The following is a 21257-nucleotide window of genomic DNA, read 5'->3' on the forward strand; positions in this document are numbered from 1 at the left end:
TCCCCACTCTTTATTTTCACTGAAATAATTTTTGTACCCACTCTAATTGGCTAGTTAATTGAGTGGTTTCTTTGACTATCAGAAAAATTCCTAACCCTAAGAGTAACACCAAACCGGTTTGCATTACACCTTCTTGAATCCGCGCAGGTACAGGCTTACCGCGTAAACCTTCAATCAGCAAAAAGGCGAGTTGTCCGCCATCCAAAGCTGGTAAAGGCAAAATATTGATAATAGCCAAGTTAATGCTGATAATTGCCGCAAAAGACAACAAATTTACGGTATTGTCCTCAGCTAACTTTGCACCGATTTTGACAATATTAACTGGCCCAGAAACTTGTCCAGCAGTTTGTTGAAAGTTGGTAATCAACTGACCAAAACCACTGAGTGTACCAACAAATAATTGTTGAAACCTGTTAGCAGCAATGCCAAAAATTTCAAAAGGACTATTAGGACGGCGATAAACTGCTGTAGCATTTGGACTAAGTGCCACACCAACTACACCTTTGCCATCGGCTCCCAGTTTTGGCGTTAATTTCAGGGATTGTTGTTGGTTGTCACGCAGAATTTTCAGTTCGATTTGCTGATTGGGATGAGTTTGAATTTCTTTTGTCAGCAAAGGAGTTGACTTATCAGAAGCCGGGAGTTCTTGACCGTTAACAGCCAGAATAATATCTCCTTCCCGAATTCCTGCTTGATAGGCAACAGATTCTTGATTAATAGGCTGTACGGTGACACCAGCTTTATAGTTTAATTCTTTGGGAATGCCGACGATACCCAATTGCAGAACCAACACTAAATAGGCAAATATTAAATTTGCGATCACTCCAGCGCTGATGACGATCGCCCTGTCTAAAACTGGACGGTTACGCAGCAGATTCGGGTCATTGGGTGGAATATCGCTATCGGGGTCATCATCGGGAAAGCCCACAAAGCCGCCCAAGGGAAAGGCGCGGACAGCATATTCGGTTTGTGAACCTTGGTACTTTAACAGAACTGGGCCAAAACCCAAAGAAAAGCGGTTAACGAGAATGCCTTGAGAACGTGCTGCAACAAAATGTCCCAACTCGTGTACCAAGATTAAAATAGCCAAAACTGCGATCGCTGCTAAAACTGACATAGAGCAAATTAGTGAAAATATTAAGCTATAGTTATCTCCATTCTAATTGGGCATAGGGCATAGGGCATGGAGCACTTGTACTGAGCGACTTGTGCCGAGCGACTTGTACTGAGCGTAGTCGAAGTAAGCCGAGGTAAGTCGAAGTATTGGGCATGGGGCATTAGTCATAGTTCGATTTTTCGTATCTGGTTCTAACATCTAAAGCTAGTAGTGGCGTGACGAGGCTAAATTGTTGCAAAAAAAATTGTAGGTTGGGTGGAGGCTAAGCCATTGCCAACATCCTGATATGTGTTGGGTTGCGCTCCGCTCCACCCAACCTACATCTAATGCATTGACATAGAGTAAATTAGTGAAGATATTAAGCTATAGTTATCTCCATTCTAATTGGGCATTGGGCATTGGTAAAAGACAAGGACTAATGACTAATGACAAATTACAAAACTCCACGCCCAAAATAAGGTTGCAATACTTCTGGTATCCTCACTGTCCCATCCGGTTGTTGATAATTCTCCAAAATTGCTGCCATAGTCCGTCCCACAGCCAAACCCGAACCATTGAGGGTATGTACGAACTGGGTACCTTTCTTCCCCGCCTCTTTGAAGCGAATATCAGCCCGTCGCGCCTGGAAATCTATAGTATTGGAACAGCTAGAAATTTCGCGGTATTTGCCAGAAGAAGGCAACCAAACCTCTAAATCATAAGTTTTGGTAGAGGCAAATCCCAAATCTCCAGTACTTAAATTTACTACTCGGTAAGGCAACTTCAACGCTTGTAAAATTGCTTCTGCATTCCCTACCAATTTCTCCAATTCATCAAAAGACGTACCGGGTTCGACAAACTTCACCATTTCCACCTTGTTGAACTGATGGAGGCGAATTAATCCGCGCATATCGCGCCCATAGCTACCAGCTTCCCGGCGAAAACAGGGAGTAAAAGCACAGTGGTAGATAGGCAAGTTTTCAGCAGCGAGAATTTCACCCCGATAAAGATTGGTAACTGGAACTTCCGCCGTAGGAATCAGCCACAAGTCATCATCAGCGCATTTAAAGCTTTCTTCAGCAAACTTAGGCAACTGACCGGTCGCTGTCAAAGACTCGGTATTAACTAACAGAGGCGGACTGACTTCCACATAACCAGCTTGAGTATGGAGAGACAGCATAAATTGAATTAATGCCCTCTCTAATGCCGCACCAGCGCCTATCAAAGTCACAAAGCGACTTTGGGCAACTTTCACAGCTCGTTCAACATTGAGAATACCTAGCTTTTCGCCAATTTCCCAGTGAGGGAGAATATTCGGATTTTGGGGAATGTACTCATCACCCCAACGCCGCACTTCTACGTTATCTTCCTCATTTTTACCAAGGGGTGTAGAGTCGCTTGGTAAGTTGGGAAGTGCCAACACAAGTTGGGCAATTTCAGCTTTGAGTTCTTTTTCTTGGGGTTCCAGTTCGCTCAACGTAGCTTTGACAGAGTTACCTTCATCCCGCAAAGCCTGAATTTCTGGGTCTTGAGGATTTATCCCAGATTTAATCTTTTGCCCGACAATTTTACCAATTTCGTTGCTACGAGCTTGAAGTTGACTGCGCGTTCCCTCAAGTTCCCGTTGTTGCCGATCTAACTGTAATATCGGTTCAATGTCGTATTTACCACTACGACTATTCAATCGTTCTTGAACTAATTGCGGATTTTCCCGTATTTGCTTGATATCCAGCACAGATTTTTCTCAGTTTTTAGCCTATTCTCTACCTGCCAACACATCAGCATATACTGATTTTGGCTTGCCATGACCAGAAAAGCAAACATAAAAATTTTGCCCTGCCAATCTTGCTACGGCTAGAAAAATTTAAAATCCAAAATTTGGTATTACTCCTCTGATTTTCTAAGGACGGTTAATGCGATTAAGCAACCAAAGTGATGCAATAAGCCCTGCAAAATGCGCTGAGACAGTGTTGGTGTTTGCCTGTACCACAAGCATATCTAGACCGCTAATAATTCGGGTGGGGTCAAAAAATTGCGTAGTTATAGCTTGCGGGGATATGGATCTTGCTACCAGTGTACCGACGATCGCTTGCGCCCCCAAAAGAGTTACCAGCGTTCCCCCTAAATTCACCCACAGCCCTAAGCGTAATACTTGCACAGTCTCGCTTTTCCGAGGGCGGTTGCTGGGATTGGAGGATTCCAATTGCTTGCCAATTCTAGTGTAACGGTAAGCTAAATAAATGCCCCCACCCAAAATAACCAGTCCACAAACTGCTAAAAATACGCCAAAGCCAGTCCCAGGATTATTACTAGGACTGCCAGTTCTTTGATTAAAGATGGCGAACAGCAACACAATTATGCTAGAAACAACGCCTAGTACTAGCTGAATCCAGAAGCTAATCCAACCTGTAAGGCGAAAAGTTTGGGCAATTGCCCGGAGAGTTGAGGAAGATGATGGAGCATCGGGAGTTTGTGACATACTGATCACCAATGTGCTGGGCGCTTGATTAAGGGACGCGAGGACAAGGGGACGCGGAGAGTTCTTTACCCGCGTCAGAGCGTTTCCCCGTCTTCTTTCTGAATTTTCACGGTATCTGGAAAACCTCACTTCTATTTCTCTCTTCTAGAAGGAGAGAGACTTTGAATTTTCCCCCTTAGAGTGTCGGGAAGAGGGGGTTAGGTTAATCGTTAGCTTTTCCATATAACCTGAATTGTCAGGTCTTCTTTCCCCCCACCTTTGGGTCTTCTTTGATAAATTTACTATCACACTTGCCATAAGAGACAAAAGATTCTCTTGTTGAGAAAATCAGTAATGGTTACTGCTTAAGTGTTTCCACTGGCGTAGCAGCTTTAACCCAGACATATCCCTTAGCGTAAGCTTTCAGAATTCGCATTGGAAAAATCACTGGAAAACAAAGTGTTTATTAACTTTTACAGACAAAATAGCATTTTACCTGTAAAATTTCTTCGATGGCATTTTATTGCTTAAGCAGTTCTAACTAGCTCGGCATCACTTAACACCAAGACAGTGAATTTGGCACTGTCTGTCCGCTCCTCACCACCCGTATCGAGCTTGAGTAGGGATACACTATTTTGTGCCCCTAAAACTCGCAAACTCGTCCCACAACTTCACAGGCGTGGGTAGTTATTTCGTATTTACGCAATGGATATCTAGTCTAAGTAGCTTTATATATATTACTCACTTAGTAGTAGCACTGTATACTGACTACAAGGATTGTAGACCCTACCCTAAGGCATTTTTTTAGCCATTCACTAACCATGAAACTTGAGGATATATATCAATTCTTTGAAAATCCTCCGCCAACTTACCTTTGTCAGGAAGTAGCAGTTTGTTACATACTGTCTGTTTTGTTACAAGGTGAATCCTACGGAACCGAGTTGATTGAGCAATTAGAAACTGAATATCCAACCTATAGGCTTTCGGATACCGTACTTTATAGTGCAATCAAATTTCTGGAAGATGAAAGGGCAATCACTGGATATTGGAAGAAACTCGAAGGACGAGGACGCCCCAGGCGAATGTACCAAGTTTCTCCAGAATGGCAAGTTCAAGCGCAGGATTTAGCTTTTCAATGGCTTGACTACATCAACAAGAGGACAAAGTAACGAATAATTGATAATGAATAAGTCTCCTCCAGTCAAACAATAACAATTAGTTATGGATACTGCTATTTTGCTATCTACGTTCCTGCTAACCTTGTTGTTATCAGTTGGGCTGTTTTTCTTTATTCGTGCCTCGACTAAAGACCGCATAGAAACAGCGCAACTGGTATCTGAGCAAGACGAAGCTGCTTTAATGTCTCAATTAAAAGAGTATTTTCGCTCGCGGTCTTACCGAGTAGCAGAGGTAGACCGAGAACAAAACAAAGTGACTTTTGAAGGTAATGTTCGCCCCAGTTGGTTCTTAGCTATATTTTTAACTCTGCTGGCAGCGACTGGTATTGTTTGTCTATCACTAGTCGTGTACTTGCTTTTTCCTAACTTCAGTACCTTTGTTCTGCCTATGGTACTGCTGTCGCCCTTGAGTGGTCTATTTTATTGGAAAAAATCTGGAAGACTTGAGAAGGTGTCGCTCAAAGTAGAAACAACTAAGAACGAACTAACCTCCTCAAGTAAGATCACTGTAGTTGCCCATCGAGATGAACTCAGCGAGTTACAGAGGAATCTACAGCTCAAGGCTGGTGAATAATTGTTGGTTTTTATGACGATCTATTAACTATGATATGCAGACTTATGACCTGACCTACTCTTTATGAAATAGAAAGTAGGAAGGAGGAAATCGAGACTTCTGCTTTGTCAATTTTCCCCACGACTTGTGTCGCAGGGAAAAATTTAAATTCATTAACTTAAATTCGTTGACAGAGCTTGGTTAACAATTTACGGCACAAGAGTGCAACTTCACTAGCGCTTTTGGAGGCGCTTGGCTCTATACCCATTTCCTTCTGCATCATGACACTAGCATCAACCCATGCAATCTAGCGTGGTTTGAGACAAGTTAATTTTCCAACTACCTGGACTAGCCTTAAAAAGCAAATCAGCTCCAAACTAAAAAAAAATTAAATTTTGCATAAACTTAGCAATTTTGCCAGTTCAATAATAGTCAGGAGCCACATTCAATGCCTAAGATGACTGTTTATAGTTCACCGACTAGCTAAAGCAAGAGGTTCTTGACCTGGCGAAGGTTCTAACACCCTCAAGCTAGGAAACAAGAAATGGTTTTCCTCTACGTATTGAGCACCAAAGAGTCCCTTTTCTGCCCAGAAATAACGGTCTGTGGTGTGTTCATTTCGCTTTACGAGTAGCAACGCAGGTGGCAAAATACCTTCAGCTTGAATAAATCTTCTCGCTGCTGTCACAGGTTTTTCTTCGCCACTTTCGATGCTATATTGAGGCACATGTTCCAAAATTCGCCGTCCTTCCTGACGACGACGACTTTTCCTTTTGCGTCTCCTTGCCAATCTATTGTCCTCCTCTTTCAAGCTATAGATTGTAGTGATAGCTACAAAATCAGTCGTCATTATATAGGTTCTAGTTCAAAAGATCAATAGTTTTTAACCTTTTAATTTAATAAAATTAATATCTTTGGAGATAGAGAAAACAAAATAACCTAAGGATATAATCCCTTGGTACAAACCTTTCATGTAGAAGATTTTAGTTAAGCTTTATTAAATGGGTGAGGTAAAAACTAAGTATCTTCTCTTAATCATGCCTCAAAATCTGTAATATTGAGCAAAAGCTAAAAAATGTTAATGTCTGCCAGTTCCGATTTTCTTGCTCTATGTCGAGAGCAAATAGCGCTGCTAACCCAAGGGCTGGGAGCAACTTTAAGTATTGTGTACCTGACACAAGAATTGGTAGAGACTCCTTCGGGTGAGGCCAAACTGATTCCTGTGGTAATCTACCCGGAAACAGCATTATTACCAGCAGGGGAAGAAATTGCTGAAGCGACAGTACACAAGCAACTTCAAGTTGGAAATGTGTTTATATTACCCAATCATCAGAGAAGGTTATTGACAGCAGGATCAGAATCTCCAACCTCGTCACCGGAGTCTGAGATACCAGATGCGTCTCAACCCCATCTAAAAAAGGAATATTTATTTAGTGGCAACCAAATTGTTTTACCTCTGGTTTATGAGGGTGTGATGATGGGGTTACTAGTGACGGGTAGGGAAGACCGGGCATGGAATGAACATGAGGAAAGTCAGATTCAACGGATAGCGCAAACACTGGCGATCGCTTGTATTTTAGATCAACGGCGAGCATGGTTTGAGCAGCAGTTGCATGAGCAACAAATTCTCCAAGAAAAACAGCGAGATTTGCTGGATAACCTGTTGCATCAGTTTCGTAACCCTTTAACGGCATTACGGACTTTTGGTAAACTGCTATTGAAAAGGCTCAGACCAGCAGACTCCAACCGAAATGTGGCAAATAGTATTGTGCGGGAAAGCGATCGCCTCCAAGAATTGCTGCAACAATTTGATCAAGTAATTGATTTGACAGAGGCAGATTTAGCACCACTACATCTCCCTGAAGAAGTATTTGTAGAAGCAACTATCCAAAAAGACGCTAAACCGCCGTTATTATTGCCGGGAACGGGAGATAAAGCAGTAGACTGCTCGTTAGCAGATATATTAGAACCATTATTAATATCAGCCACAGCGATCGCACAAGAGCGAAAGCTAAAACTAATAACTGAAATTCAACAAAATTCACCCCTAGTACGTGCCAACGTCAAAGCATTACGAGAGGTGTTAACTAATATTATTGATAATGCTTTGAAATACACTCCCACTGGGGGCAAAATTTTGATTCAGGCGGGGCAAGAAAAGGCTAATTTTCAGGGAATTGTCATTAGTGACAACGGGCCTGGCATTCCCCCCCAGGATTTAGAACATCTTGGAGAACGGCATTATCGGGGTGTACAAGCGCAAACAGAAATCCCCGGCACTGGTTTAGGGTTAGCGATCGCTAAACAATTAATAGAGCAAATGCAGGGCGAAATCGAGGTTTTCAGCCCTGCAATCAACTCTAAGCTAACTTCACCCGATGCGCCGGGGACTACATTTATTATTTGGTTGCCGGAAGTTGAGAATTAGTCATTTGTCATTTGTAAAGACTAATGGCTAATAACTGAAGTTGAGAGTTAGTCATTTGTCTTTTGTAAATACCAGTGCTATTTCATTCTCATCTAGCCCGCCTCAGAATAAATTCTGAGGCTAATAGCACTCATTCGTCTAAAAACGACTAATAAAGGCTTTTAGTCCACTAAGCGTGGACTTGGGCTATGAGCCGCGGAACTTTAGTTCTGGGCGGTTTATGTCTAGAACGAAATAGCCCTGTGTAAATACTAATAACCAATGACCAATGACTATCTTAGTGAAACCAACAAGTTTTGATTGATTGTCATTTGTAAATCGGTGTCTGGGTCAATAGCAATTAAATCAACACTATTTTTACCGAAGAACAAACCAACCAATGCACCGATACCAGCACCACCCAAGACTTCTTCTGTGGCAATGGCGCGATCGCCTGTGACGGCAGATACCGCAGCTGCTGCACCTGCGCCCAATACAGTATTCTTGATAATTGAACCAGTACTAGTACCTTTGTTGACGGTTTCAGTTTTGGTAATCACTTCAGAGCTAGCGTTAAGCTGATACTCTTGACCTGTAGTTAAAACTAGTCTCTCGGCAACGAATTGAGAACCACCTGTAGCAGGTTTGAGTTGACCAATCACCTGACTACCAGCCGGAATCACTACAGCACCTTCTTGCGTAACCACGTTTTGGGATACTGTCAATGTCAAAGGCGCTGTTTCATCCTTTGTAACCAGAATTTTTTCTGCCTTGTCATACTTCACAGGGATAGCAGTCCCTTGAGGAATTGTCACAGCTATAGGTGTTGGGGTAGTAGACCCGACAGCCACGACATAAGGCGAGTTAATTGCTGAGGCTTGATTAGAACTAACCAAAGCTTGGTAAATAAAAGCTGCTACCTGGGCGCGAGTGGCGGTTGCAGTTGGATTCAGGAACTTCACATTAGGATAGTTCACCACAATTTGCTTCTCTGTTGCTGCTGCGATCGGGCTACGGGCATAGCTAGCGATGTTAGAAGCATCGTTGAAGTATTGCAGAGTGCTTTCGGTATTGCCGCTAGGACTATATTCCAGACCGTTGGCGAGGGAAACCAAAACCTGCTGGCGGGGAATAGCTTGGTTAGGCTCAAAACGATTTCCAGGATAACCAGATAAGAAACCAATGCTATAAGCTTGCCCAATGGCACTGGATGCCCAATAGTTGCTGGGCACATCAACAAAATTGATTGACGGACGTTGCGCTGGTTTTTGGAAAGCTTTGTTGACCATAGCGGCAAATTGAGCGCGTGTCACCGCTTCTTCAGGGCGGAAAGTACCATCAGGAAATCCGGCAATTACATCTCGCCCTGACAATTGTTGAATAAATTGTGCTGCCCAATAGTTAGATGAAACATCAGAAAAAGTAGTTTGAGCAAAAGATGGTGAAGCTGTAATGAAAGGCGCTACAGTACCGACTGTGACGCTTAAAGCCATGAGTGCAGCTGTTCCAGATTGCAAACGATTTAAAGTAAACATTAATTTTTAATCCCGGTACAATTAGTTTTTTTTACTGTTAATTAATTAGACCTTTGCTGAAATATTAGGTTCCCAATTATTTCTGCTTTTTGTAAAAACCATTACTTCCGACATACAATATAATCAGATAGTAAAAATCAGAAAATACCTGCCAACAGAGCTAGCAAGAGGTAATAGTGTAATCAGCCCATTACCGATTAACGCTATTAAATAAGTATTTTAAAAAATATGAATACTGAGTGAGACGATATAGAGAGAGAATAGTTGCTGAAAAATAGATTTTTTAGGGTTAAAAATGAAGGCGATCGCACACTATAGTTAAAGTGGCGATCGCCTATTAGGGATGATTAAAGTCACAACTTGAATTGAGTTACGACATAAGGCAGTTAATTCCTGGGGTTTGACACGACATAGGGCGAGTTAATTGCTGGGGCTTGATTAGAACTAACCAATGCTTGGTAGATAAAAGCTGCTACCTGGGCGCGAGTAGCAGTTGCAGTTGGATTCAGGGACTTCAAATTAGGATAGTTGACAACAATTTGCTTTTCACTTGCTGCTGCGATCGGGCTACGGGCGTAGCTAGCGATGTTAGAGGCATCGTTGAAATACTTCAGAGTGCTTTCGGTATTGCCACCAGAAGTATATCCTAGACCGTTGGCGAGGGAAACCAAAACCTGCTGGCGGGGAATAGCCTGGTTAGGCCCAAAGCGATTACCAGGATATCCTGATAAGAAACCAATGCTATAGGCTTGCCCAATGGCACTGGATGCCCAGTAGTTGCTAGGCACATCAGAAAATTTGATCGCCTGCCGTTGCTGTGCTTTTTGGAAAGCTTTGTTGAGCATTGCGGCAAATTGAGCGCGTGTCACAGGTTCTTCAGGGCGGAAGCTACCATCAGGAAATCCAGCAATTACACCTCGCTGTGACAATTGTTGAATAAATTGTGCCGCCCAATAGTTGCTAGGCACATCAGAAAAAGCAGTAGTTTGAGCCAAAGATGAAGGAGTAGTTTGAGCCAAAGATGTCGGGGAGCATCCCACTTGGATGGGTTTGTTTTGCAAAGTATAAATCATTGGCTCACAAACTAAACTTGCCGACTTAGACTCTACATTAGTCCGCCTTGGCGGATTTTGTTTATCTAGCTGTGATTGCCAATTTTCAGATATTTTTTCTAGAGTGGGATGCTTACTTAAAAACTCTGAGTCTGCAACAACATCGTTAGGGCCCTTAACACTTACCTTAGAACTATTGAGGTAGATATTATAGTCATAAGTAACGTTTTTAGTTTTATAACTACTGTTAATATTCTTGCCAGGGAAAGCATAGAGAATATTCCTTAATATTCTGACATCCGACGAATTATTAGCAAATATTTGCCCATCTTTAATTTCTGGACTCTGATTATTTAAAACAGCAGTGTTATTTACAATATCAACATGAGCACTTATAAATGTATGAATGCCGGAACCACCATTATTAAATGTAAGATTATTTTTAACTAAAGTACGTCCTGTATATGCACTTAATTTTAAGTTCTTCTGCTCATTTTTTGAACTATCGATAATGATGCCATTCCCATCTGTGATCTTTCCGACTGCGATCCAAGGGATGTACATGCGATTGTTGTAGCTTTTGTTGTTAGTTACGAACATCTTGTATCCCCGGTTATTGTCAGAATTCCAATTGTTCAACATTGAAATGCCACTACAACCATAAACACTATACCAGGCATTATTGAACACCACGTTATTATCTACTGTTACATAGTCGGATTGAATCGCTGAAATACCTACTCCTCCACAGTCATGCACTTTGTTGTTCAGAATACGGATGTGATGAACACGACCATTGGTTCGTCCGTCAATGCTGATGCAGTTTCCATTCGTCAGTGGATTTAGTTTGTTAGTCTTCTGACTCATCGCATAATCAAGGGTGATATTGGCATTGTTCCCTATAACCTCCAGCCCGTTGATCTCGATATATGAAGCTCCATTTGAAATCAGGATACCGTTCCATGTATTGTGCTGAATTTTTGGGGAATGCCCAGGATATGCTTTATACCTAATCCATGCTTTTGCAGTTCCAGAACGTTTAATACTTACTACACTCCCAGCTTTGGCTATATTTTTGTATACTCCGTTCATAATCAATACTGTATCGCCAGGGTTGGTAAGGTCTGCTGCTTTTTGAATTGTCCTAAAGGCGGCTGAAGTAGAGAGTCCGCTATTTTGGTCTTTTCCACTACCACTAACATAGTATGTTTTCGGTTTTGAATTGGCGCTAATTAGCTGGGGGCTGGATAGGCTCATTTCCTTATTAGTGGATACCTGATGGAAGTTTTGAGCTAAAAATTCTTTTATCCTTTCTCCCTGAGTTAAAAGAATTAATACTACGGGAATTGCAAGATATGCGCCTATACCTAAACCTCGAATTTCCATAAGTAAAACCTCCTTTATTGCCACTATTTAACAAAAATATCAGGATATTACGTAATTTTGAATACTCTTTTGGATAGAGAAGAAAATAGAACCGATTTTACTAGCTCCTCACATATAGGAATCGTATTTGATTTTTGAAATTATCTACGTGGTGCGCGTTCGCAAAGCGTCTCGCAGAGAAGCGCAGCGCAAGCGCGATAGGCGGGGAGTTGGGAGTGGAGAGTTAGGCTTTTCGAGTTGTACCGAGCTTCTTCAGAAATCAAATATTAGTCCTATAGCGCAATTAAATAAGTATTTTAATCAATACTGATACTGATTAAGACACTATAGAGCAATACAGTTCAGTTAAGCCATAAAAATAAATTTGCGTAGGTTGGGTTGAGGAACGAAACCCAACATTTTCGGGCATTTGTTGGGTAACACTAAAGTTCAACCCAACCTACAATTATCCTTAACCCAAGCGTATTGCAATATAGAGGTAGAATAGTTGCTGCTAAATATAATTTTTTACTATCAAAAATTAAGGCGATCGCACAGTATATTTAAAGTTGCGATCGCCTATCAGGGGTGATTAAAGTCACGACTTGAATTGAGTTAAATCTAGTAGCGGGATATTGGTACTAAATTCAAGTTAGAATTCAGTGTGAGCCTCAAATCCTGTGCGGGTCTAAGAACAAAGGCATTTCCTTGTTTTTTCCGCAACAGCACACTTGCTCCCGCACCCGCAGCCCCACCGATAACAGGTTTTAAATCGTCAATTCTGCGGTTACCAGTAACTAGTGAACCTAAAAGACCAGCACCCGCACCGATAGCTGCATCAGTTAAAATCTGACCTGTGCTGGGCCCCTGTGAAACTTTTTGAGTTGTGGTATATGTCCGAGAACTTGCATTAATTGACTGACGCTGACCATTAGAAAATTCTAATTCTTGAGCTACAAACCGCACGCCTTTTCCTTGATTATCAGCTGTATCTCTTGAATAACTATCTAGGTCAACAGCTTCTAGTCGTCCATTTACTTTAGTACCGGCGGGAATCAAGACATTTCTATTCCTATCGATAATGTCATTCGCTATTCTCAAGGTTAGAGATTTAGTTTCCCCAGGAGCAATAGTAATTGTCTCTTTCTCATAGGTAACAGGTAAAGCAACCCCAGAAGGAATGGTAACATTTCCATATTGCCCAATTCTGTCTTGCCCAATTCTGTATTGTGCATTAGCAGGAGCTAAAGTTAACAGTGGGGCAGTGACGCTTGTGGTAACGGCTATTGCCATAAGCGCAGCAGTTCCAGATTTCCATTGATGTAAGCGAGTCATAAGTGGGTAAACCTTTGTGTATGTTATGTATCTAATGACGTGGATTCACTGAGTTTGTTTCTGAAATTTATGAAACCTGTTTATAGGCGATTCGGAATATTAAGGTGCTTATATAACCTGAAGTTTGTGTTACAGCCACGCCTATCGGAGATATCGCTCCTCAGAATTTGTATCTTGCTAATGCGCGTCACTAAATAGATGGTGAGATACTCTCAACATGACGCAAAATAAGTCTAATTGTTTCCAGAGTTGTTTCATTGTTTACGTCCACATATCTACACCACTGAATAGAGGCGAATGGGCTGACTGCGAACTGGTACTTCTATTATAGATTTATTTGCTAAAACTTGGGAAAGGTTTTCGCTTTCTTTGTCAGTCAGGAGCAAAGCCAGGGACACCTCATCTTTCGTAAGGGCACAGCATGGTCTATTTACGATCGCAGGATAATTAAGAAAAGCCTGAGACCAACCTATTTTAGGTAATGCACATCACGATGCATTTGTACAGTACGTAAGTCCTATTAACTAGCCCTTTCAAGGTGGGTAAAATCTCTTTTTTTCTCTCTGCGCTGCGCCAGTTGCTTCAAGTCTCTTAACCGCAAGGGCGCACTGGCTTCTCTGTGCCTCTGCGGTTTAAAAATAATTTTTCTAACTTTATTAGGCGCAGAGAACACAGAGTAAAGAGCTTTAAGAGGAATTTCTGGTCTAAAATTGTTATCCACCTTGAAAGGGCTAGTCCTATTAACCTAAAAGTCATGTCCCGCAAGGAACTTCAGTTCCTTGCTAATAGCAAAAGTCATCTCTTGATGACTAAGATATGCCCCAATACTCCTCGGTTAAGAATATTCGTAGGTTGGGTTGAGCTTAAGCGTTACCCAACAAACCCTTCAAAATATTGGGTTTCGTTCCTCAACCCAACCTACACATTTTTATTTTTTAGCCAAAACTTACGCAGTATTGAGATATAGCCAAAAATCTAAAGTCTACTTTAGTAGACTTTAGCTAAAAGCCAAAGAACTTTAGTTCCAGGCGGGTGAGTCAAGCCGAAAGTTTTGCTATTTTTAGCTTAATTTGACACCAATGAACGCAGTGGCTGCCCAACCTACAGATATTATAAGTGTTTAACCGAACCTAATATCACTCGCCCCTTGCACGTCTTGTAAGAGGTATTTTCTCAAGTAGTAAAGGTTATTGGAAATAAATTTTGATGCGATCGCAGCAATTCTTGTGCTGGGTTAAAATTTATCAATTATGGAATATGGGTATGTATCGGTTCTCAATTGCATAAAATGCATAAAATACAGGAGCCAGTTGTGTGGGCGTCTTAAGAGAGTTGAGCAAACTGGCTTATCGTTGGTAGGATTTCTCACAGGTACGACCGCTACAAACCTGGTATTGGAGCCGAAAAAATCTCTAGTGTAATTACATCCTCAAGCGCGAACAGGAGCAGATGTTTTAACAGCGAAAGCTCTTAGTGTTTCTTCTTTGGCAATTTTTTACTAGATATCAAGTACATCCCTACCAGGAATAGACCCGCTACTGTTGCAGGTTCAGGTATGGTTTTGATTTTGGCATAAATAGCTGTTTTAGTTGTGCCTCCTTCAAGAGCCTTAATACTTATCTGGCCAAAGTCTGCATTAAAACCAGTTAGTTCAAGCGTGTATTCATTGCCTTCAAAGGTAAAAGTCGGATTACTAAAGTTTTCGTCTATAAATACAAAGTCTGCATTCTCTTCTTCAGAATTTGTTGCGTCATTAGGTGTATTTACTAGATGCAATTTAAAATTAAAAACTTGGCTGATTCCAATGGGAGGGCTGAAGGATACATTGACATTTAAAGGCACATCTTCAACGCTTGTACCTTTAACTACAGTTCCATTAAAGTAAGCTAAATCAGCTATTTTGAATACAGAGTTAATGTCAGTTGAAAACGAATTTCCAGTAAAGGTAAGTTTATTTGAGCCTGTTATTGTACACCCACTAGGATTTGGACTTGGTAGACACACATTAGCATCACCCCAAGTAAATATGTTGTTTCCCACACCTGTGTATATGGGATTGGGATTGATATCGGTGCTTCCTGAAGTAGGTTTTCCCCATGTACCAGTAGAGATACCAGAAAAAGTTAGAGCATCTGCTTGGTCAGAGAAACCAAGTGCTGTGGTTGCACCCACAAAAAAACTAGATATAGCAGCCGCAAAAACCAAACTTAGTTTCATAACTTAAGTATCCAAATCTCATTCTGGAGCTTTTTAAACTATGTCTCCAGTCTACCTTAGTAAATTTACGGAAGACACACCAATATTTTATTGGATTTATATATTATAAAATCTTATTTAAGGATTTATATTATTAAGCTAAATTTATGTATTGTCACAATATCTTACCATTTTGTAATTACTAAAACAGTAATTGCGTAGGCGTAGCCCGTCGTAGACATCGTTACATTACTTGGTTCTCTAATTAATTGTCAAGTCAATATAAAGTTACTCTTTTTGACACTCTCCGCGCTATTGGGACGAATCGGGAGCATCCCAATTTTGCACGAAGGTGTAAGTCAAAAGCGAATGAAGCAGTAGCGTAGTGTTCGCGCAGCGTGTCGCAGACAAGCAATCGCAAGATAGGGATTGCTTCACTCCACTACGTTGCGTACCCTGCGGGAACGCCTTGGGCGAACGCAATGACAATAGACCTCTTGCAAAAGTCCCTAACACACCCCACCCCTAACCCCTCCCCGCTTGCGGGGAGGGGAGCGTTTGCGTGAGCAAATGCGGGGTGGGGTTCTTTATTTTTGATTTATGCAAGAGGTCTAATTCATAACGTGGTTTTGATATAACTTACATATTTGGGATGCTCCCGACAAATCTGATTCGTTGGTCGAATTCAAGGTGATTTACTGCGCCGTTCTCCTGTTGTTGATGGTAGGTATGTGGTACTTGCTGCCACAAGCTTTCCCACGGAAAAGCAGAAATCATCTATATCACAATACGCTTGGGTTAAGCCCCAAATCCAATGCAAGAGACGTTGCAATTGCTAGTCTCTACATACCTAAAATCAATACCAAAAATCCTTAACCCAAGCGTATTGCTTTATAGCTCAATACGCTTGGATTAAGAAGAAGAATAGTAGGTTGGGTTGAGCATAAGCGTTACCCAACAAAGCCTTGATAATGTTGGGTTTCGTTCCTCAACCCAACCTACGCCAGTTTTAGTTTTTAGCCTTAACCCAAGCGTATTGCTTTATAGCTTTGACAAAATCTCTGGCAACAACTGACTAGGAACTTTAGATAAAGCCAGATTTTGTCCCTGTATGCCTAATTCATTATGAAAAGCACGAATAGTTTTCACTATATAATTAAAGGTTGTTTGATAAACCTCTGGCTGTTTGCTTAATCCGTTTAAGGCTTGTAAATGGTTGTCTAATGCTACTTCTAGATGTTGAGAACGTGTTGCTTTGTCACCATTAAATGACTTATCTATTACTAGCTGATAATGTGCTAGTCCCAGGTTGTTATAAGAGGCAAGCAAATCAAAACTTAAAGGAATACCGCTAAGTGAGTGAGCCAAGGCTATGGCCTCTTCGTAAGCGCTGATACATAGTTGCAGATACTTTTGCCGTGCCTCTTGAGTTGTCTGAGATAGGTTTGCTAGATGCCAGTAGGCAGTACCCAGATTATTTTGTGTAGCAGCGCAGGCGCTGGGAACATTAGCTGGAGTGCGATACTTGAGAGCTTCAGTGTAGACATCTATAGCTAGCTGGAGATTTTGGGCAGGTTGTTCGTATTGTGCTAGATTCCAACAGGCGGTGCCGATGTTGTTTTGAATCATGCCATATTTGAGCGGTTCCTGTTCGGGGTTGTAGTGTACAAGTGCTTCGTTGTAAGCTGCGATCGCTTTCTTTAAATGCACAATGGGTTGGTTGTATTGCCCTAGATGCCAGTAAGCAGTACCCAAATTGTTCTGGCAAGCCGCATATTTTAATGAGTCCATGTCGGCTGTACGGTAGCTGAGTGCTTCACTATAAGCTAAAACTGCTTGCTGCCAATTTTCAGATGGGTGAGAAAAACGAGCTAAATCACCATAAGCCGTCCCCAAATTATTTTGCACACGAGCGTAAGTTTCTGAATGTGTCTGGGGCGAAATCATTTTTAACGCCAACTGATAAAATTCTATTGCCTGCTCTATATAAGTTTGTCCCTCCTCAGAATTGGGCGGTGTACGGTATAGCATCCAGTAGAGTGTACCCAAATCATTCAAGATATCTGGGAGTTGTGGTGAGGTTTCGTCATAGCTAATTGCCTCCTGATAGGCAATAATTGCTACCATCAGATTTTCTAGGGTTGAATCTCCTTGCTCAATCCGAAGGCGGTATAAGCTGCCCAAGCGATGATAAGCTTCTGCCAGTACCTCCCCTGGAACTTGCTTTTGGTGTAATTCTTCAATCTCCAACAAAATCTGCTGCGGTTGCAAGTAATCCTCTGTATGTTGGGCAATATTTGTATTTATTGTTGCTATTACTAGCTCCGTTAACTCGCTACTAATATGAGATAAAGACGACAGCGATTGATTATTACTCCCACTACCAGACCTATTAGTAGATTCCTGCTGTTGTGGCGCAGCCTTCAATAAATCTGCTGTCGATGGCGAAACTTCTTGGGTTTTATGTACGCTATTCCCTTGTGTTTCTGCCGGAAAATCGGAATTATTCTTCAACTTTAACTCAGTACCTGGGGTTCTGAGTTCTGTTTGGGTAACTGATTCATCTACAATCGACTGCTCAATATAGCCTAAATCCAAGCTTCTGGGATTAGAAAAACGTTCTGGATAACCTGAATTCTGAGTCGCTGGTGTGGGTTCTCCGGCAAACACAAATACGCCAGTCCGACAACGCCAAAACTGTGGCGCTGATTGCTTGATAGCAGATAACCAAGGACGCGGTATCCACAACAGCAAGTTAGATTCAAGGAATCGGCTAGATTCTTGTACAGAGAAATATTGTTCGCTTAAGCGGAGATGGTGCAAAAATAACCGTTGTGTAGCGACTGGTTGCTTGGTGAGATGCTCCACGCCGACAATCTGAAATGCTGGTACTGGGAAAGGTCTTCCAGGGGTATCTTTTGATGCCCCAACAATTGGCGGTGGATAGTTTGCCAACCATTGATTTATTTGAACTATGGGATTGGGATCGTTTAAATTCAAACGCAACGTAACTAATCGCGGATAAGCTAGAGTGCTATTTTCCTGGGCATTTGATGGCTGAGATAGCACTTGTCCAATAGGATAAGCCAATGTAGAATGCAAACGGGTCGCTACTTGATTCCTTAAGTGTAAATCATCACATACTGCTAAAAAAATTTGTCGTCTTAAGCCAAGACTTAGGGCAAGTTTCAGGCGGTGGTATACTTGCCGATTCCAACTAGAATTATCATTTTGTGCAGTATCATTCACGCTCATGGCGGCTAAAGAGCCAAAACACAGTACATAATCACTTTTCTGGACGCATCCAAGTGGGCTAACTTCATAATAGAAATGATTTTTAAGCTAACGTTGTACCGCTTAGGATAAATTGAGCTTTTCAGGTATAGTAGAATAAAACAGTATATAATTATACTTTAAATTTTAATTTAATTTTAACAAAAAATAAAAAAGCAGGCTCCTTTTAAAATCGGAACCTGAAAAACTATCAAGAAAATGAAGTTTTATTAAAATATTTTATGATCAACTGCTCTTAGAAACAAAGAAGGCAACTAAAATCAAGCCGCCAACCAAAACTGTAGCGGCAATTCCTAGGAAGAGATAAGTTCGTTTTTGCCCTTCCGTGGGAGGTTCTGCTTGATAAATCTTTGGTTCCCGGGCAAAATTATTCAGAAGGCCGCCTTCTTCATTTGTATAGGGCATGAATTAATTCCTTTATCTTTATCGTTCATTTAATGTTACATAAATGCTAAATCCGCCCTGAAACTGCTAGACAAATCGTTACATTGGGGATTGGGGAGCAGGGGGCAGGGGGCAGGGGGCAGGGGGCAGGGGGCAGGGGGCAGGGGGCAGGGGGAGCAGAGGGGAAAAACTTACTGCAACTTCTCCTCTGCTCCCCACTCCCCACTCCCCATTCCCCACTCCCCATTCCCTAACTAGTAATCGTCCCAGTCAGAGGTGAACTAGGGCTGGCGTAGTCTTTGATAGGCATTCTGCCAGCAAGGTATGCTAAACGACCGGCAACTGTTGCTAAATTCATGGCACGAGCCATTGCTGCTGGGTTTGGAGAAAGAGCGATCGCACTATTAATCAACAAAGCATCTGCTCCCAATTCCATTGCTTGGGCGGCTTCCGAGGGTGAACCAATTCCGGCATCTACCACCACTGGTACACCCGCATTTTCGATGATGATTTGGATGTTGGCAGTTGTTTTTAGCCCTTGTCCAGAACCAATTGGCGATGCTAAAGGCATGACTGTAGCACAGCCTACTTCTTCTAAACGTTTGGCTAACATGGGGTCAGCGTTAATATAGGGCAATACTGCAAAGCCTTCTTTAACTAATTGTTCTGCGGCTTGTAATGTCCCAATTGGATCTGGGAGTAAATACTTAAGGTCAGGTATTACTTCTAACTTTATAAAATTATTATCTTCCTGCCCTAACAATTTCGCCATTTCTCGCCCTAAACGCGCCACCCGAATCGCCTCTTCAGCAGTTTGGCAACCTGCGGTATTAGGCAACATCCAGATTTTTGTCCAATCTAAGGCTTCAGCTAAACCTTCATGTCCGGGGGCCTTGGTTTGTACCCGTCGTACTGCCACAGTGACAATCTGACAATCACTGGCGGCAATGCTTTGCTGCATTTCTTCAATGCTGCGATACTTACCAGTTCCAGTCATCAAGCGGGATTGGAAGGTTTTGCCAGCAATAATTAGTGGGGAGTCTTGAATGGAGAGAGACGCGATTAATCGCGTCTGTACTGGGGAATGGGGCGATATAGCAGGGTGATGCCCGTTGGAAAAATTGGCAGAGTGAGTCAGCATTGGGGTAGAGGTAGATGGCTTGGACTGGAAGCGCGAATAGTGGAAATCTGAAAGTAGAGGGTCAGACTTTTGTTCCAAGATGAAATCGGCAATCAATGCGGCTGTTACGGGTGCAAGTAGAATGCCGTTACGGTAATGACCTGTAGCAAGAGTTAAATTTTGACAGTGGCTAGTGCCAAGGATGGGCAACTCATCAGGGGTGGCTGGGCGAAATCCCCACCAGAATTCTTGGATGGGATAATGCTTTAGTTGGGGATACAGCCGGATGGCAGCTTGTAATAGTGTTTGAATGCCGTCTGGGGTGTTGTTGGGAATGAAGCCAACGTCTTCGCTGGTTGCCCCAATAACAAGGCGATCGCGTCTTGGTACGATGTAAATATCCTGCCCAAACAAAACCCGCTTCAAGGGCAATTCCGGCACAAATTCTGGTATCCGCACACTCAGCATTTGCCCTTTTCTGGGACGCACGGGTACTGGTAACAACTCATTTGACCAAGCACCTGAAGCTAAAACATAGTGCGTGGCGCGAATTATTCCAGCATTGGTTTGCACGCCAACCACTTGCCCTTGCTGCTGTAAAAATGCTTCTACTGTAATCCCGTCTTTGAGTTTAACACCAACAGACTCAGCCGCCGTCCACAATACCTGAGCTAGAGCCTTATTATCAACTTGTGCGTCTTCAGGATACCACCAGCCACCAACTACCTCGGCTCCCAATCCTGGCTGATATTGATGAATTGCCTCTTTGTCTAACCAGTAAGCCGGGGATGAGGGGGAAGAGGGGAAAAGACTTTCTGCTCTGTTCCTCTGCTCCTCTGCTTTCCCTGCTTTCTCATCTCCCCCTGCCCCCCTGCCCCCCTGCCCTTCTGCCTCCTCAAATACGGGTGCAAGGATGCCACAGGGACGGTAGCCAGTATTTAAGCCGGTTAGTTCCTCTAGTTTGCGCGTCCAGTCGGGATATAAAGCACGCGATCGCCAACACAATGAACGCATTGCCTCATTAGGGATGTTTTCCGCATCTGGTGCTAACATCCCGGCGGCGGCGTGGGTAGCGGCAGCCTGGAAGTCACGACAAAGCACGGTGACACTTGCCCCGCGCAGTTTTAGCTCAATGGCGATCGCTAAACCAATAACGCCGCCACCAATAATTACAATCTCACTAGTCATTAGTCATTAGTCACTAGTCATTAGTCATTAGTCATTAGTACATAACTAATAACTCATAACTCATAACTTATAACTTATAACTCGTAACTATAGACG

The 21257-nt window shown here is 42.3% G+C and carries 13 protein-coding genes and 2 pseudogenes; 3 read left to right on the plus strand and 12 right to left on the minus strand.

All coding sequences use genetic code 11. The features are described 5' to 3' along the window. Positions 1 to 16: 16 nt before the first annotated feature. From rseP to LC653_RS01930, 3 genes are all read right to left on the minus strand, one after another. Positions 17 to 1117 (minus strand): RIP metalloprotease RseP, encoded by a 1101-nt coding sequence (rseP, locus tag LC653_RS01920; protein WP_229492344.1) that lies wholly within the window; start codon positions 1115 to 1117, stop codon positions 17 to 19. A 433-nt stretch (positions 1118 to 1550) separates the two neighbouring features. Beyond that, positions 1551 to 2831, minus strand: coding sequence for a serine--tRNA ligase (gene serS / locus LC653_RS01925; protein WP_229492345.1), 1281 nt, complete (start codon positions 2829 to 2831; stop codon positions 1551 to 1553). A 165-nt stretch (positions 2832 to 2996) separates the two neighbouring features. Continuing rightward, on the minus strand, positions 2997 to 3575 hold the full coding sequence (locus LC653_RS01930; protein WP_229492346.1) for a DUF3611 family protein: 579 nt from the start codon (positions 3573 to 3575) through the stop codon (positions 2997 to 2999). A gap of 800 nt (positions 3576 to 4375) precedes the next feature. Between LC653_RS01930 and LC653_RS01935 the strand changes: the two genes are divergently transcribed. Further along, positions 4376 to 4723: a PadR family transcriptional regulator gene (locus LC653_RS01935; protein ID WP_229484307.1), complete on the plus strand. Its 348-nt coding sequence runs from the start codon at positions 4376 to 4378 to the stop codon at positions 4721 to 4723. 52 nt (positions 4724 to 4775) lie between these two features. Next, positions 4776 to 5306 (plus strand): cofactor assembly of complex C subunit B, encoded by a 531-nt coding sequence (locus tag LC653_RS01940; RefSeq protein ID WP_229492347.1) that lies wholly within the window; start codon positions 4776 to 4778, stop codon positions 5304 to 5306. Positions 5307 to 5757: 451 nt separating this feature from the next. Here the strand turns inward: LC653_RS01940 and LC653_RS01945 are convergent, their stop codons facing one another. Next, positions 5758 to 6075, minus strand: a complete 318-nt coding sequence (locus LC653_RS01945; RefSeq protein WP_041566316.1) for a DUF3155 domain-containing protein — start codon at positions 6073 to 6075, stop codon at positions 5758 to 5760. A gap of 285 nt (positions 6076 to 6360) precedes the next feature. Between LC653_RS01945 and LC653_RS01950 the strand changes: the two genes are divergently transcribed. Next, complete coding sequence (locus LC653_RS01950) at positions 6361 to 7713, plus strand: GAF domain-containing sensor histidine kinase (RefSeq protein WP_229492348.1); 1353 nt, start codon at positions 6361 to 6363, stop codon at positions 7711 to 7713. A 272-nt stretch (positions 7714 to 7985) separates the two neighbouring features. Here the strand turns inward: LC653_RS01950 and LC653_RS01955 are convergent, their stop codons facing one another. The 8 genes and pseudogenes from LC653_RS01955 to thiO all read right to left on the minus strand — a co-directional run bounded on the left by LC653_RS01955 (position 7986) and on the right by thiO (position 21161). Then, a complete protein-coding gene (locus LC653_RS01955; RefSeq protein WP_229492349.1) occupies positions 7986 to 9227 on the minus strand; it encodes an S-layer homology domain-containing protein in 1242 nt (413 codons plus the stop codon). A gap of 401 nt (positions 9228 to 9628) precedes the next feature. Further along, positions 9629 to 10267, minus strand: a pseudogene (locus LC653_RS01960) (S-layer homology domain-containing protein); the annotation flags it as partial. Positions 10268 to 10636: 369 nt separating this feature from the next. After that, a pseudogene (locus tag LC653_RS48260) lies at positions 10637 to 11665 on the minus strand (right-handed parallel beta-helix repeat-containing protein); the annotation flags it as partial. 600 nt (positions 11666 to 12265) lie between these two features. After that, positions 12266 to 12979 carry a conjugal transfer protein TrbI gene (locus LC653_RS01965; RefSeq protein WP_229492350.1) on the minus strand — a complete coding sequence of 238 codons (714 nt, stop codon included), beginning with the start codon at positions 12977 to 12979 and terminating at the stop codon, positions 12266 to 12268. Positions 12980 to 14449: 1470 nt separating this feature from the next. After that, positions 14450 to 15196 carry a choice-of-anchor K domain-containing protein gene (locus LC653_RS01970; protein ID WP_229492351.1) on the minus strand — a complete coding sequence of 249 codons (747 nt, stop codon included), beginning with the start codon at positions 15194 to 15196 and terminating at the stop codon, positions 14450 to 14452. Positions 15197 to 16216: 1020 nt separating this feature from the next. Continuing rightward, positions 16217 to 18430 (minus strand): tetratricopeptide repeat protein, encoded by a 2214-nt coding sequence (locus tag LC653_RS01975; protein WP_229492352.1) that lies wholly within the window; start codon positions 18428 to 18430, stop codon positions 16217 to 16219. 264 nt (positions 18431 to 18694) lie between these two features. Beyond that, positions 18695 to 18874 (minus strand): photosystem II assembly protein Psb34, encoded by a 180-nt coding sequence (gene psb34, locus LC653_RS01980; protein ID WP_229484300.1) that lies wholly within the window; start codon positions 18872 to 18874, stop codon positions 18695 to 18697. A 229-nt stretch (positions 18875 to 19103) separates the two neighbouring features. After that, the gene (gene thiO / locus LC653_RS01985; RefSeq protein ID WP_229492353.1) at positions 19104 to 21161 is read right to left on the minus strand and encodes a glycine oxidase ThiO; all 2058 of its coding nucleotides are present in this window, start codon (positions 21159 to 21161) and stop codon (positions 19104 to 19106) included. Between the last annotated feature and the right edge of the window lie 96 nt (positions 21162 to 21257).

Source organism: Nostoc mirabile CHAB5784 (assembly GCF_020829645.1).
Taxonomy (GTDB): Bacteria; Cyanobacteriota; Cyanobacteriia; order Cyanobacteriales; family Nostocaceae; genus Nostoc; species Nostoc mirabile.

Excerpts from the sequence above, each read along its gene's own strand:
- rseP (WP_229492344.1), bottom strand. The coding sequence starts at position 1,117 with ATGTCAGTTTTAGCAGCGATCGCAGTTTTGGCTATTTTAATCTTGGTA.
- LC653_RS01930 (WP_229492346.1), bottom strand. The coding sequence starts at position 3,575 with ATGTCACAAACTCCCGATGCTCCATCATCTTCCTCAACTCTCCGGGCA.
- LC653_RS01935 (WP_229484307.1), top strand. The coding sequence starts at position 4,376 with ATGAAACTTGAGGATATATATCAATTCTTTGAAAATCCTCCGCCAACT.
- LC653_RS01940 (WP_229492347.1), top strand. The coding sequence starts at position 4,776 with ATGGATACTGCTATTTTGCTATCTACGTTCCTGCTAACCTTGTTGTTA.
- LC653_RS01950 (WP_229492348.1), top strand. The coding sequence starts at position 6,361 with ATGTTAATGTCTGCCAGTTCCGATTTTCTTGCTCTATGTCGAGAGCAA.
- LC653_RS01955 (WP_229492349.1), bottom strand. The coding sequence starts at position 9,227 with ATGTTTACTTTAAATCGTTTGCAATCTGGAACAGCTGCACTCATGGCT.
- LC653_RS01965 (WP_229492350.1), bottom strand. The coding sequence starts at position 12,979 with ATGACTCGCTTACATCAATGGAAATCTGGAACTGCTGCGCTTATGGCA.
- LC653_RS01970 (WP_229492351.1), bottom strand. The coding sequence starts at position 15,196 with ATGAAACTAAGTTTGGTTTTTGCGGCTGCTATATCTAGTTTTTTTGTG.
- LC653_RS01975 (WP_229492352.1), bottom strand. The coding sequence starts at position 18,430 with ATGAGCGTGAATGATACTGCACAAAATGATAATTCTAGTTGGAATCGG.
- psb34 (WP_229484300.1), bottom strand. The coding sequence starts at position 18,874 with ATGCCCTATACAAATGAAGAAGGCGGCCTTCTGAATAATTTTGCCCGG.
- thiO (WP_229492353.1), bottom strand. The coding sequence starts at position 21,161 with ATGACTAGTGAGATTGTAATTATTGGTGGCGGCGTTATTGGTTTAGCG.